The organism is Acinetobacter sp. DMC2 (assembly GCF_056314305.1).
Map to the genome: position 1 here is coordinate 276794 of NZ_JBQUYP010000003.1, position 14116 is coordinate 290909.

The following is a 14116-nucleotide window of genomic DNA, read 5'->3' on the forward strand; positions in this document are numbered from 1 at the left end:
ATGAATATAGATTTAAAAGGAAAAGTCGCTGTGGTGAGCGGTGGCGCAACACTCATTGGTAAAGCTGTTGTGCAAGCTTTGGCGAGTGCAGGTGCTCATGTCGCTATTTTAGATATTGATGCCAAAGGTAAAGCAATTGCAGAAAGCTTTAACCATGATGTGATGTTTATTCAAACCGATTTAACCAGCGATGCGGCTATTCAACAAGCTGTGGCAGATATTCACCAACATTTAGGTGAAGTGAGTTACTTGGTGAATTTGGCATGTACCTACTTAGATGACGGTTTTAAATCTTCCCGTCAGGATTGGTTACAAGCACTCGATATTAATTTGGTCTCTACAGTTGAGCTGAGCCGTGCTTTATACAATGACCTAAAAAAGCAGCAAGGTTCAATCGTTAACTTCACTTCAATCTCGGCCAAAGTGGCACAAACAGGGCGCTGGTTATATCCAGTGTCTAAAGCCGCGATACGTCAACTCACACAAAGCATGGCAATGGATTTTGCTGCCGATGGTATTCGCGTCAACTCCGTTTCACCGGGCTGGACATGGTCTCGTGTCATTGCAGAAGTCAGTGGCAATAACCGTGAAAAGGCCGATAGCGTGGCAGCCGATTATCACTTACTAGGCCGATTGGGTCATCCCGAAGAAGTCGCCAATGTTGTTTTGTTTTTATTGTCACCCGCTGCGAGCTTTGTTACCGGAGCAGATTATGCGGTCGACGGTGGCTATTCAGTGATGGGCCCTGAAGGATCACAGCCCGCTATTCCACGTTTAGCCGAATAGCACAGCATTTTAAAAGCACATTTAGAAAATTATGGAGAAGATTATGCGCCGTATTGCAATTGTTGGAGCAGGACAGTCTGGTTTACAGCTTGGTTTGGGCTTATTAGATACAGGCTATGACGTGACAATGATCACCAACCGAACTGCCGATGAAATTCGTCAAGGTAAAGTCATGTCAAGCCAGTGTATGTTTCATACCGCTTTACAAACTGAACGTGACTTGGGACTAAATTTTTGGGAAGAACAATGTCCAGCGGTAGAAGGTATCGGACTGGCTTTAGTTAACCCTGAAAATGGTGGTAAAGCATTTGAATGGAGTGCTCGCCTTGAACGCTACGCTCAATCGGTCGATCAACGCGTCAAAATGCCATATTGGATGGAAGAATTTGAACGCCGAAGCGGTCGATTGGTGATTCAGGATGTGGGAATAGAAGAGTTAGAACAACTCGCAAACGACTACGAGCTTGTATTACTCGCGGCTGGTAAAGGTGAAGTCGTTAAACAGTTTGAACGTGATGATGCACGTAGTGTTTTTGATAAACCACAGCGCGCTTTGGCATTAACCTATGTCAAAAACATGAAGCCAATTTCCCCATACTCTCGTGTGACTTTTAATATTATTCCAGAAGTGGGCGAGTACTTTTCATTTCCAGCACTTACAGTAAATGGTCCTTGCGACATTATGGTGTTTGAAGGTATTCCAAATGGGCCAATGGACTGCTGGCAAGATGTCAAAACACCTGAACAGCATCTGCAATGTAGTTTGGACTTACTCAAGAAATTTGTGCCTTGGGAATATGAGCGCTGCACAAATGTTGAGTTAACTGATGCTGGTGGATATTTAGCAGGGCGTTTCCCACCGACCGTACGTAAACCCGTTTTGACATTACCGTCTGGCAAGAAAATTTTTGGTATGGCAGATGCCTTAGTGGTGAATGACCCAATTACTGGTCAAGGCTCAAACAATGCTGCTAAGTGTAGCAAGATCTATTTCGATGCCATTTTAGCCAATGATAATCAAAGCTTTAGCGAACAATGGATGGTTCAAACTTTTGAACGTTATTGGGCTTATGCAGAAAAAGTGGTGGCTTGGACCAATAGTCTGTTAGTACCACCGCAACCCCATGTTGTTGAGCTATTAGCAGCCGCAAGCCAAAACCAAAGCATTGCTTCAATTATGGCCAATAACTTTGATGACCCTCGTGCCTTTGCTCCGTGGTGGTTTGATGCAAATCAGGCTCAAGCATTCATGGCCTCAAAAACCGCAGCAAAAGTGGCTTAAGGGCAAAACAGCAAAGGGAGATATGAAAATGGACACAATTGAAACTCAAGGTTTACAAATTATTAATGCGGAGAACCCAAGAGAAATCCGTAATTTACTTGGACAGTTTGCAACTGGCGTTACCGTGATTACAACTCGTGGTAAAGATGGTCGGAAAATAGGTATGACAGCCAATTCATTTTCATCATTATCTTTAGATCCACCATTAATTTTATGGAGCCTTTCAAAAACAGCACCAAGCTTGTCTGATTTTGTTGAAGCTGAATATTTTGCCATTCACATGTTGGCACAGGAGCATCATCAGCTTTCTGGGCATTTCGCTCGAGGTGCTGAAGACAAATTTGCAGGCATTGCCCATCAACAATGCAATGCTGGCGTTCCAATTTTGACTGATGCACTCGCAACCTTGGTTTGCCGCAATGTAAATCAGTATGAAGGTGGAGATCACCTGATTTTTATTGGTCAGATTGAACAATATCAACAACGCCAAGGTGAACCTTTGGTATTCCACGCAGGAAAATATCGTATTGCCGCAGAGCATCCAGAATTAGCATATTAATTCACCACAATCACGATCAATCCGGTCGTGATTTTTTTATAGGAAATAAGAAGATGAAAAGCACTTTAATTAAACATGGATTTTTAGCAGGGACATTGTTGGGTTTGCCGTTGGTTACACATGCCTATGATTTACCGACCGTAAACTTAGGTATGACCAGCTTTCTCGATGGTGGATTACCCGCAGGACCCGGCTGGTATGCTCAAACCTACTTTCAAAATTACGATAGCAATAAACTGGTCGATGCCAATGGGCAAAAACTCGGGTTGCCTAAAACAGATTTAAATTATCAAGTACTGGTTGAGCAGATTAGTTATTTATCGAATGTCCGAGTAAAAGATAAAGCCAGCCTAGGTATGAATTTTTTAATTCCTTTTGTCAGCAAAATGGACATGGATGATGGCTTGAATAATGCTGCAATTAAAGCTCAAAGTGGCTTTGGCGACATTATGATTGGACCTTTTATTCAGTTCGATCCAATCATGGGTGCACAAGGGCCGAAGTTTGTACATCGTTTTGAGTTTCAGGTCAATTTGCCGACTGGGGAATATGACCAGCAAAAAGATATTAACCCAAGTAATAACGCTGTTTCATTTGATCCTTATTGGGCTGCCACATATTGGTTTAATCCCAAATGGACCGCTTCAACACGTATCCATTATCTCTATAACTTTAAAAATGATGACCCTAGCTATGCGTTTGCTGGAGCAAATGATATGCAAGCTGGTCAAGCGATCCATGCAAACTTCGCAACAGACTATGCCATTACTGAACAGTTCCGTTTAGGACTAAATGGTTATTGGCTAAAACAAGTCACTGACACTGAAGTTGATGGTGAAAAAGTCAAAGGTAGACGTGAGCAAGTCTGGGCAATTGGTCCTGGTGCGATGTATAGCTTCTCTAAAAATGATCATTTAGTCGCAAATGCTTATTTTGAGCAAGATGCTGAAAATCGACCAGAAGGAACTCGATTACAAGTTCGTTATGTTCATCATTTCTAATCTATAAACAATTTATAAAAAAGCCTTTTATATCAATAAATATAAAAGGCTTTCTCTATTTGTTTTAAGAAAAAATTGACGTAATTAAGCCTGCACCTTCACTCTGTCCAGATCGGCGAGTAGACGAAGGTAGCTCACCATAACGGCGTTTGTACTCTTGAGAAAAACGGCCTAAGTGAGTAAATCCCCATTTAAATGCAACGTCAGTAACCGATAGATGTTCATTATGCATAAGTTCTAAATGAGCTTGTTCAAAGCGTAATTCTTTAAGATAAGACATTGGGGTAGTCCCCAAATAATTTTTAAAGCCAGTAAATAGTGTTCTCACACTCACACCCGCATGTTCAGCCAAAATTTCGACATTCAGCGGCTCATGTAAGTGTTCTTTAATATAGGCTTCTGTGCGCTTCACGAAATAAGGTGAGACGGTTTTTTCTTTATAATGATCAAGCTTATGTAATGCATTATTGGGTTGACCATAAATAAGTGCATTAAATAGATTTGACTCAAATTGTTTAAAGGCTAAAGGATGATGGAGTGGATGTTGATCACATGCTAACGCGTCCATCAATGTTCTTACGAGCTGTAAAAAGTAGGCTCCACTTTGTGTAGCAAAGTCTAATTTAGGATCAAAAACGAGTAAGTTATTTTCAGAATCAGCAATGTGCTGACGGCAATGGTAAGTAAAATCATCCTTTGAAACTTTTAGAATGAGCTGTGGTGAGTTCGCGTGCCAGCGCATACGTAAAGATTGCTGAGGAGAAATAAGAGAAGCGACTTGAGAATAAGAAATAAACTTTTGTGAACCAAACTCGATTTCTGCATAGCCTTGAGTTGGAATCTGAATTAGGTAAAAGTTATCAAGATGATCTGGTTCAATAATGACATCAGCGCCATATTCCAAACGACTAATAGACAATGCACCTGTTTTAACATGGTGCATGGTTGCACTGAAATCTCGCTTCTGCTGAGAGATTTTAAGATCATGCGGTTTAAAAATTTGACCTACATTTCGGCAGGTTTCATTTAAATCGTGATGATCAAACACCAAATTATGATTGGTAAAGATAGACTCATTTTGAAAATGACGCCCACTGAGTTCGGGGGAGTTGGCTTGGTTCATATATATCCCTTTTGGCTCACTCCTGTATTTACTTGTGTTATAAAAGCTTTAAAACTTCGCTGCACAGCAAGTAAATACGGCACTTAAAAAATTAAGTTACTCGCAAATTACAATGAGATATAAGCAAAATACAGACCAATTTAACCGCTAATTAATGTGATTTTCTCAAATTTTAAGTCGGATTTTGTCCATCAATTTAATACATTTGAGAAATAGAATAGGGGAATATAAAAGGTGCTATAAGTTAATCTCATCATGATCTTATTCCTTAAGATCTATCAAAATTTATAGCAAATCCGAGCGAATTGGTCAATTTATTTTATCGGAATCTTTTATTTTATACTATTGATATATAATGGTTTTTAATTTAAAAACGAAAATTCAATATACCCCTTATAAGAGTATATTGAATCATTTCAGGTTTAGTAGTTTTAAGCTATTTATACTTTTAACGTGATGTATTGCTCTGTAAAAACTTCTCGCTGTAAATACGATAGTTTTGCAAAGCTTGTTCATCTAACCAATTTTTAACAGCTTCAATCATTGGTGGTGGGCCACATAAATACATATCAAAAGCCTGTTCAGCCAGTTGATCTTTATTTAAGTGCTCGTGAATATAACCCGCTTTGCCTTGCCAAGCTTCGGTTGCCTTAGTCACAATCGGGTGATAACTAAAGTTCGGAAGCTGTTCTGCGTAGGCATGTAAACGCTGTTGTTCACACAAGTCGGTTTCATTATTTACGCCGTAATACAACTGAACAGCAGGTGAGTTAGGCTGCTCAACCAAGTTATCTAACATTCCCAAGAAAGCCGATAACCCTGTTCCACCAGCTACAAAAACGAGTGGTCGCTGTACTTCGCGTAAATAGAAACTACCCAGAGGTGCTTCAATGAGCAGGGTTTGTCCAACTTTACAGCGATCACGCAAGTAATTGCTCATCACACCGTCTGGCAAAAGACGAATTAAAAACTGTAATTGATTGGTTGCATTTGGTCTATTTGCAAAAGAATAAGAACGCCAGTCGTCAGTATCTGGAATTTGCAAACGAGCATATTGACCCGGTAAAAACTGAAGTTGTTCAGTATGACTGCTCGCATCAAGATGCAAAATTGCTGTTGTTTCAGAAACCAACTCAACCGCAGTCACTTTGGTTTCAATTTTTAAAGTATCACCAGCGTTACAAATAGCAGAATCATGATCGAAATAAAAAGCTGCATCTGATTTCACACGCGTCTGGCAAGCTAACATTTTCCGCTCAGCCAAATCACGCTCACTTAATGCATCTTCATCAACATATTCTTGTTCATAAAGACCAGTTTCACACTGTCCCTGACAGGTACCACAAACACCTTCACGGCAGTCTAGCGGCAGGTTAATTCCTTGGCGAACTGCTGCATCAAGCAGTAATTCGTCGTTATTTACCGAAATGAAAAAGGTTTTGCCATCGGCAAAGTTAAGTGCAACTGAATGTCCCATTTTCATTTCCCTTAAACGTGATAGAAGTCTAAAACGGAATCAATCTTGTCATTAAGCAAAATGCTGTGCTGACGACGAATGCGGAAACCATCTGCTGTTTGACGTAAAAGATAAGTAGCGTGTCCGTAAAAACAGCCTTCTAGACCTTGACGGTTATACAGTGTTTGCCATGCAACTTTTGCTTCAATTAGGCCATCATCAAGTGTTTTAACTCGAATGTTATTCATGCTGTGTAAAGTGCGTGGTAATGGCGTTGCCGAAGCTGCTTTTCCTGTACGAATACGGAATACACGGTCTTCGAGTCCAGTACGGTCCGCATAATAAATATAAGACAAACCCTGATTCGGATCTTGAACATAGTTATGGTCATCAATCCATTGCGGAATATGATATTCACTATCTTCATCGTAAAGCTCTAGGTAGGCATCCCAGTCATAAGCGTCACAAAGTTCTGCTTTTTTGTACAAAAACTGAGATACAGCAAAATATAGTTCTTGTGACATGGTTACACCTCATCCATTACGGCATTGTTTTCAAAAGTAATATCCTGCATTTTTAATGCTTTCTTGTTTAATCCGTCGAGCATTAGACGTTGCCAATGTCCATGCTGGTTTACATAGAGTCCTTCGTGGGTAAACTCACGGCCAGTAATGACAGGTTGAATGCCTAAATCTTGTGAGTTTTTGGTCGTGCCATATTCCCAAGACTGACAGCCACGAGAAATATCGCTCCAACGTTCAAGTCGTGCCTGAAAACCTTTTTGCTGTTCACGGAATTCAACTAAATCGTCTGGTGTACCAAGGCCTGATACGTTAAAGAAATCTTCGAACTGGCGGATACGGTTACGGCGTGCTTCCGCAGATTCACCTTTAACACCAATACACTGACTAATGACTTCGGTTTTATTCCAAGCGACAGGGCGAACAATACGAAGCTGTGAGCTAATTTGATCCATAAAGAATAGGCTAGGGTACAAGTTCAAGTTTCTTAAACGGTGCATTGCCCACTCAGCATATTTGTCACCATATTTTTCGACCATATATGGCATAACTGTGCTGTAACCCGGTCGAACAGTTGGGTTCGGCATATCACTAAATAATACGCTATGACCATTTTTGAAGCTGAACCAGCCATCATCAGTTTCTGAGTCACCAGCACCTAATTTGCTATAGTCAAGCGTATCGAGTTCTTCACCTTTTGATGCATTGACTTGTTGGCGGTGTTGGACTGTAGAAACATAGTTATAGTGAACAGTACTTACATGGTAACCATCTAAGCCATTTTCATTTTGTAGCTTCCAGTTACCTGCAAAGGTATAAGATGATTTGCCTTGAAGCACTTCGAGTTCACCCGTAGGCGACTGGTTAACCATTAAATCAAGAAACAGTTTTGCATCGCCCAAAAAGTCTTCTAGAGAATCTGTTGCTTGAGTATCAAGACTTACAAATACGAAACCACGATAGCTGGCAATACGGCCTTGTTTTAAGCCACGGCTTGATTTATCAAAATCTTCACAATATTCGCCAGGTGCTTTGACTTTAACCAAACGACCATCTGACTTATAGCACCAGGCGTGGAACGGACAAGTAAATGTAGATTGGTTGCCTTTAGCAACGCGTGTTAAAGTCGCACCGCGGTGTTCACAAGCGTTTACCATCGCATGTAGTTCGCCTTTACCATCACGGCTCACAATAATCGGTTGACGACCAATTTGAACTGTTAAGAAATCATGATTGTTTGGAATTTCACTTTCATGACATGCATAAATCCAAACCTTTTCAAAAATAAGTTCCATTTCCAAGTCAAATAGTTCAGGCTCAGTGAACATATTACGTGCAATACGAAACACGCCATCGTTAGGACGGAAGTCGATACATCCATCTACAAAATCATTCCATTGTTTTAAATTAGATGAGGTCATTTGCTCAATCCTATTCATTCAGCTTTTAACTGATTGAACCGCGATTAGGCTTTAGCCTCTATCCGTTTTTTCCAGATCTTTATCCACTTTGTGCAGTTTTGATTTTTTAATAAGACTATCTTTAAGATGTAATCGCATTTTAAAAATGTATATGTCCTATCTTTTAAATTTCCATATAATCTTAACCAGAACAAAATCAAATCTTGTGAATTAAGCCGATGAAAGAACAAAACTTAAAATTACAGATTAGAATTCTTTTAGAGCAGAACATCGCATTCGGCCCTGGAAAGGCAGACTTACTTGAAGCAATTGTGAGAACGGGTTCGATCTCACAAGCCGCAAAATCTATGAATATGAGCTACCGCCGTGCTTGGCAGTTGGTAGACACCATGAATCAATGCTTCGAAACAGCTCTAGTAGAAACTCAAACAGGCGGAACACATGGTGGTGGGGCGGCCGTTACAGCTTTAGGAGAGAAGGTTTTACAGCATTACCGACAAATGGAAATCAATGCTCGACAAGCCTTAGAACACAATTATCAAATTATGAGTAGTTATTTAAAGAAATAAGATGAGAAATATTTTATAAATCAAAGAATTTAGGCGCGAATCAATTCTATCTACCTATATAGTTTTCAGTTGCTCAGAAAAAATATCTATCTGTATAAATAATTTCTACTTTTCATAGCGTATGCTTATCGCTATATTCTTGGGTATATATCGCTGCAAAAAACGACAAAAAGGTAAGACATAATGTTAAGTGATACGGAGATAAAAAAGTTGGCTTTAGCTTGTTCGATGCTCAGCATAGGATTGGTCTTTAATGTTCCAGCTAAGGCTGAATCGGTTACCGTTTATGCAGCAGCGAGCTTAACGAATGCAATTAACGATTTAGAAAAAATTTACGAAAAACAAAACAAGATAGAAGTCAAAACTTCATATGCAGGCTCATCGACATTAGCGAAACAAATTGAAGCTGGAGCACCAGCCGATGTATTTATCTCTGCTGATACGCAGTGGATGGATTATCTACAAAACAAAAAATTAGTTGCAGCAAATGACCGTGTGAATTTATTAGGCAACCGTTTGGTTCTAATTACTCCAAAAGGGCAGTCACTAAATGTAAAACTAGATAAAACAACCGATCTAAATAAAGTGTTTACAGGAAAGATTTGTACAGGGGATACCAAAAGTGTGCCTGTCGGAAAATATGCTAAACAAGCTTTTACCAATTTAGGTTGGTGGAGCCGAATTGAGCCAAAGTTAGTTGAAACAGAAGATGTTCGAGCAGCGCTAAACTTTGTTGCGCGTGGTGAATGTCAGGTTGGTATTGTCTATGCAACCGATGCAGCAATTAGCAAAGATGTGAAGGTAGCTGGCATATTTCCAGAAATTGCACATTCACCAATTATTTATCCTGTAGGGATAATTAAAAAGAACTCAAACTCAGCAAAGTTCTACCAGTTTTTACAAAGCAATCAAGCCAAAGCTGTTTTTAAAAAATATGGCTTTAGTGTGTTGGCTCCAGCAAAACCATGATGTTCTCTTTAACCCCAGAAGAGCTCAGCGTGCTACAACTTTCTTGTAAGGTAGCGGCAAGTTGTCTTGTCGTCAGTATTATTCCTGCAATTTGTGTGGGGTGGTTTTTGGCACGTAAAGAGTTCTGGGGTAAGTCATTCATTGAAACATTGGTGTTTTTACCTTTGGTGTTACCACCAGTGGTTCCTGGTTATTTGCTTTTACAAGTTTTTGGGAGCCGCGGCGTTGTTGGGCAATATTTGGCGCCACTCGGAATTGATTTTGCATTTAACTGGAAAGGCGCAGTTCTTGCCTCGGCAGTGATGGGTTTCCCGCTATTGGTGCAATCGATTCGACTAGCAATTGAACTGGTCGATCAGCGCTTAGAAAAGGCAGCAAAGACATTAGGTGCCTCATCTTTAGGGGCATTTTTTCATATCACTTTACCTCTTGCCAGCAGTGGTATTTTAATTGGTGCTATTTTATGTTTTTGCCGCAGTTTAGGTGAGTTTGGTGCAACCATTACCTTTGTGGGTAATATTTCAAATGAAACACGCACTTTGCCTCTAGCCATGTATAGCTTAATGCAACAGCCCGATACAGAGGCCGCTATTCAACGGCTTATTGTTTTATCGTTAAGCGTGGCTTTTTTAGCCTTATGGTTTGCACAGTGGTTTCATCGTTATCAAAAGAAACGTTTAGGACGGTAAGGTTATGTTGATTGATTGCCGTTTTCACCTACAGATGGGTCAATTTCATATTGAGCCTAGTTTCCAGTCAGATGCTTCTGTTATTGGGCTATTTGGTGCCTCTGGGTCAGGTAAAACATCGATTTTACATGCCATTGCAGGGCTGAACACACCGCATAGTGGACTCATTAAAATACAGGATCAAACATGGTTTGATTCAGATCAAAACATTAATTTGAGCACCCAAAAGCGGCATGTTGGATTAGTTTTTCAAGATGCTCAGCTTTTTCCGCATAAAACGGTAAAGCAAAATTTATTATTTGGTCTTAAGCACCTGCCTCAACAAGAGCGTCACTTTGAAGCAGATTATATTATTGAGTTATTAAAGTTAGGCCACTTATTACAACGTATGCCGATTAAACTTTCAGGGGGGGAAAAACAGCGCGTGGCACTGGGTCGAGCATTGTTATATTCACCTAAGCTGTTACTACTTGATGAACCTTTATCGGCACTAGATGCGAATCATAAAGCTGAAATTATTCCTTTTTTTCAGAAAGTAAAAGAAGAAATAAAAATTCCGATGATTTATGTGAGTCATGATATTCAGGAAATTAAACAACTGACCGAAACAATGTGGATTTTATAATTTTTCATTTTTCATTTTTCATTTTTCACACATTATTTCAGCCATGTTGATTTATGGTGGTTAGCTAGCCCATAAACTGCCTGTTGGAGCAGATTTTAGGCGATCTTGGGCTTGTTGATAAAAATGCCAGAAAGCGAAAGCAAAAATGATAGCTAAGAAATCAACCACTAAGATTTCTCCACCATGTACCCATAAGCCACTTTGAGGAATGAAGTAGGCTAAAAGGGAGGTAAACGGAATCGCAAATAACACTAAAACCAAGGTTAACAGCAGTTGTGGTAAAGCTTTTGCATAGCCAATCACAAAGGTATAAATCAAAGTCAGTAGGAAAATCGCATAATAACCATACATAAAGAGGTGATTCATGCTTTCAATGTTAAGCGCTGCGAAAAGCCAACGACTGGCCAACATTGTACCCACGACTGCTAAAACACACCCTAAACATGCACCTATAGTTAAGTTTGCAAGGAACACTACATCTTTACGTTGAACAGGAACAGGATCTTCAGCACGCTTTTGCTTACGTGCACGAGTTTCAACCCAAAGAATGTTGCCCGTATAAAATAAGAAAGCGCCACCGACACCTAACACAAAATAAATCCAACGTACGCCCGTACCACCAAAACTTCCAAAATGTAAGCTGAACATAGCGTTGATTAGCTTATTACCGGCATCAGTCTGTGTGTTAATGCCTTTATGATTAAAGTGCTCAACTGCATATGGGTTCATACGCATAAAGTCATGATTCGCACCGCGCAACATCTGATCTGAACTATAGAGGGCAATACGTGCATTAGCTTTTTCAGGTTTATCTAGGCCACTGAACTGGATATAGTCAACTGAATATTCAGGTGCTACTTTTTTAGCTTGAGCTAGTATTTGCTGCACATTAATCTGTGTTTGTTTAGGCTGAATAAGTGCAGGGGGAGAACGCTGAAAAACAGGCTGTCCTTTGAGTGCAAGTTGTCCAATCGCATCATAAAAAAGGTCATGAAAAGCAAAGACAATAACGCTAATACTAATAATGATGTGGAACGGTAAGCTGGTAATTCCAATCACGTTATGCGCATCTAACCAAAAACGCTTTTTATTTTTACCAGGGCGAATGACAAAATAATCCTTTACCAAGGTGGGTAATAGAATGATTACCCCTGAAAGCAGGGCAAGAAAATATAGAATCGAAACAACACCCATCACATAAAGGCCTAGTCCGTGATGGCCTGCCATACCGGGTATGCCTGCCGTTTCATGCAACTGTTCAATTAGCCAACCTGCCTTAGATAAGTTTTCTTGAGCAACGATTAACTGACCTTTATCGTCTAAGCTTGCCATCCACGTAGCCTGAGCAGTATTAAAGCCATCTCCACGTTCATGTTCACTCCAAGTAATGGGTGCATAGTGAAATTCATTGGACGATAAATTTAGTGTGAAGTTCTTTTGCGCAGCAGGATAGGCAGTCTGTACTTTTTGAATAAGCTCATTATATTGGTCGGGTGAGACTTTCGGTAAAACTTGCTGTGTTGGGGTAGCCCACTTACTAATATGGTGCTGAAACATGCTGAGCCCACCAGCAAAGAAACAGATAAAAAGCAAAATCCCTGCACATACACCCACCCAAGTATGCATGCTTTTTGCTAATTTCATGATGTCTGAACGTACTTTCATGTTTACCCCCGTAATACAAAAATACAGCTATACGCTAGGGCATTAGCAATGAATAAATAGATAAGCGCTTTTCGCCCAGTCGTAAAAAAATAACTGACAAACATAATAGGCATCCAACACCATGGAATGCTCCACATCCCCAATTGCACCAATAAATCCATGGCTATATAAGGTTGGCCTAATAAAACAATCAAATTACCAATCGCGATAGAAAGACTTAGACCTAAAACACCCCCAGCAAAGGTTTTACCCCACCAGTCTGGCTGGATAGGAGACTGAATTTTAGCTTTCATGAAACCAGTTTCCGTTTAAAAAGCGCCATAAAGGGAAGAAACGACCACGCAAAAATAATGAGCATGAACCAGCAAAAAACGGCAACTACTTTTGGTAAGCTTGCAAAGAGCGTAATAAATCCAATGCCTAATAGCACTAGACCTAAATACTTAAAGAAAGTAGGAAGATGTTGAGACAACAGATTCTGGTTGCTATGACTACAATAGATACTCACCGCTCCCAACAGGGTCAAAAAAAGTCCTATAAGTTTCATAATCGATGTTTATAAGTAAATTAAAGTCAAAATTTACCCAACAGTATAAGTAAATAATAATTATTATCAAATGATAAATATAATTATTTATAGATTTGCAGTAAGTAAGTTAAGATAGGAGATAACTCATTAAAAATATTTATTTTGAAGTCGAATCCAGTGAGTCATTATCTATACATTCCTGAACAAATCAGTAAATCAATTTATGAAATTTCGAGTCCTATTTTTCTTGCATCAGAGCTATTTTGTTATGGGCTAGATTTATCAAAAACGCAGTGTTTGCATATAGACCAACAATTAGAGCATCCATTAAAAATTGCTCAAGCGCGTGTCGAACGTAAAAATGAGTACTTATGTGGCAGGGTCTTAGCTCAGGCTGTTTTAAATCATCATTTCGGTTTAGATCAGCCAATAACCTCGATGCACGAACCTTTGCCCATTTGGCCATCCCATGTTTTGGGGAGTATTAGTCATTCACAAAATAAGTTAATTGTTGCGTTATCTAACAATGCGATTTATTTGGGAATTGATATTGAACACTGGGTGACCTCAGAATTTGCTCAAGAAAGTGCACATCTTGTTTTAACACCATCTGAGTTTGATTTATGGAAAAGTAAAGCGGCTGATTTTTTTGATTTTGCCCGTTATGTGAGTTTAATTTTCTCTGTAAAAGAAAGCTTATATAAAGCGGTTTATCCTACTGCAAAGCAATATATTGATTTTTTAGAAGCATCTATAGTCGATATTAATTTTGAAAATCAAACATTAACGCTAACTTTTTTGCCGGAAATTCAGCAGCGCTATCAACTCTTAGAACACTATGACGGTGGCTGGACCATAGAACAAGACCATATTATGACTTGGGTTTTTCAAGCACATCATTCTGCTTAAAGCAAAAGAAGG

Annotated in this window: 15 protein-coding genes; 9 read left to right on the forward strand and 6 right to left on the reverse strand. The window is 39.6% G+C overall.

What is annotated here, in order from left to right; translation table 11 throughout:
- From ACT53H_RS08120 to ACT53H_RS08135, 4 genes are read left to right on the forward strand one after another with little or no spacing between them, the layout of a single operon-like run.
- Positions 1-786 carry an SDR family oxidoreductase gene (locus ACT53H_RS08120; protein ID WP_174732023.1) on the forward strand — a complete coding sequence of 262 codons (786 nt, stop codon included), beginning with the start codon at positions 1-3 and terminating at the stop codon, positions 784-786.
- Between the two features lie 43 nt (positions 787-829).
- Positions 830-2068, forward strand: coding sequence for a styrene monooxygenase/indole monooxygenase family protein (locus ACT53H_RS08125; RefSeq protein ID WP_476009000.1), 1239 nt, complete (start codon positions 830-832; stop codon positions 2066-2068).
- Between the two features lie 28 nt (positions 2069-2096).
- On the forward strand, positions 2097-2627 hold the full coding sequence (locus tag ACT53H_RS08130) for a flavin reductase family protein (RefSeq protein WP_476009001.1): 531 nt from the start codon (positions 2097-2099) through the stop codon (positions 2625-2627).
- Positions 2628-2680: 53 nt separating this feature from the next.
- Entirely contained in the window at positions 2681-3628 is a 948-nt protein-coding gene (locus ACT53H_RS08135) for a SphA family protein (protein WP_174732014.1), read from the forward strand.
- A 64-nt stretch (positions 3629-3692) separates the two neighbouring features.
- Here the strand turns inward: ACT53H_RS08135 and ACT53H_RS08140 are convergent, their stop codons facing one another.
- The 4 genes from ACT53H_RS08140 to antA all read right to left on the reverse strand — a co-directional run bounded on the left by ACT53H_RS08140 (position 3693) and on the right by antA (position 8149).
- Complete coding sequence (locus ACT53H_RS08140; protein ID WP_353153698.1) at positions 3693-4751, reverse strand: AraC family transcriptional regulator; 1059 nt, start codon at positions 4749-4751, stop codon at positions 3693-3695.
- A gap of 448 nt (positions 4752-5199) precedes the next feature.
- Positions 5200-6234, reverse strand: coding sequence for an anthranilate 1,2-dioxygenase electron transfer component AntC (gene antC, locus ACT53H_RS08145; protein WP_312823313.1), 1035 nt, complete (start codon positions 6232-6234; stop codon positions 5200-5202).
- 5 nt (positions 6235-6239) lie between these two features.
- Entirely contained in the window at positions 6240-6731 is a 492-nt protein-coding gene (gene antB / locus ACT53H_RS08150) for an anthranilate 1,2-dioxygenase small subunit (RefSeq protein WP_003651713.1), read from the reverse strand.
- A 2-nt stretch (positions 6732-6733) separates the two neighbouring features.
- Complete coding sequence (gene antA / locus ACT53H_RS08155; protein ID WP_476009002.1) at positions 6734-8149, reverse strand: anthranilate 1,2-dioxygenase large subunit; 1416 nt, start codon at positions 8147-8149, stop codon at positions 6734-6736.
- A 218-nt stretch (positions 8150-8367) separates the two neighbouring features.
- Here antA and ACT53H_RS08160 point away from each other — a divergent pair, with 218 nt between their 5' ends.
- The 4 genes from ACT53H_RS08160 to ACT53H_RS08175 all read left to right on the forward strand — a co-directional run bounded on the left by ACT53H_RS08160 (position 8368) and on the right by ACT53H_RS08175 (position 11001).
- Positions 8368-8718: a winged helix-turn-helix domain-containing protein gene (locus ACT53H_RS08160; protein ID WP_174729214.1), complete on the forward strand. Its 351-nt coding sequence runs from the start codon at positions 8368-8370 to the stop codon at positions 8716-8718.
- 183 nt (positions 8719-8901) lie between these two features.
- A complete protein-coding gene (gene modA, locus ACT53H_RS08165; protein WP_174729217.1) occupies positions 8902-9687 on the forward strand; it encodes a molybdate ABC transporter substrate-binding protein in 786 nt (261 codons plus the stop codon).
- Positions 9684-10376: a molybdate ABC transporter permease subunit gene (gene modB, locus ACT53H_RS08170; RefSeq protein ID WP_174729219.1), complete on the forward strand. Its 693-nt coding sequence runs from the start codon at positions 9684-9686 to the stop codon at positions 10374-10376. The genes modA and modB overlap by 4 nt, the downstream gene beginning before the upstream one ends.
- A gap of 4 nt (positions 10377-10380) precedes the next feature.
- Positions 10381-11001 carry an ATP-binding cassette domain-containing protein gene (locus ACT53H_RS08175; RefSeq protein WP_174729221.1) on the forward strand — a complete coding sequence of 207 codons (621 nt, stop codon included), beginning with the start codon at positions 10381-10383 and terminating at the stop codon, positions 10999-11001.
- Positions 11002-11061: 60 nt separating this feature from the next.
- On the opposite strand, the gene ACT53H_RS08180 is transcribed toward ACT53H_RS08175, so the two are convergent.
- Together ACT53H_RS08180 and ACT53H_RS08185 are read right to left on the reverse strand one after the other, a co-directional pair.
- The gene (locus ACT53H_RS08180; protein WP_476009003.1) at positions 11062-12666 is read right to left on the reverse strand and encodes a PepSY-associated TM helix domain-containing protein; all 1605 of its coding nucleotides are present in this window, start codon (positions 12664-12666) and stop codon (positions 11062-11064) included.
- Between the two features lie 2 nt (positions 12667-12668).
- A complete protein-coding gene (locus ACT53H_RS08185; protein ID WP_476009004.1) occupies positions 12669-12959 on the reverse strand; it encodes a hypothetical protein in 291 nt (96 codons plus the stop codon).
- 413 nt (positions 12960-13372) lie between these two features.
- On the opposite strand from ACT53H_RS08185, the gene ACT53H_RS08190 reads away from it, so the two are divergent.
- Complete coding sequence (locus ACT53H_RS08190; protein WP_476009005.1) at positions 13373-14104, forward strand: 4'-phosphopantetheinyl transferase family protein; 732 nt, start codon at positions 13373-13375, stop codon at positions 14102-14104.
- Positions 14105-14116: the final 12 nt, after the last annotated feature.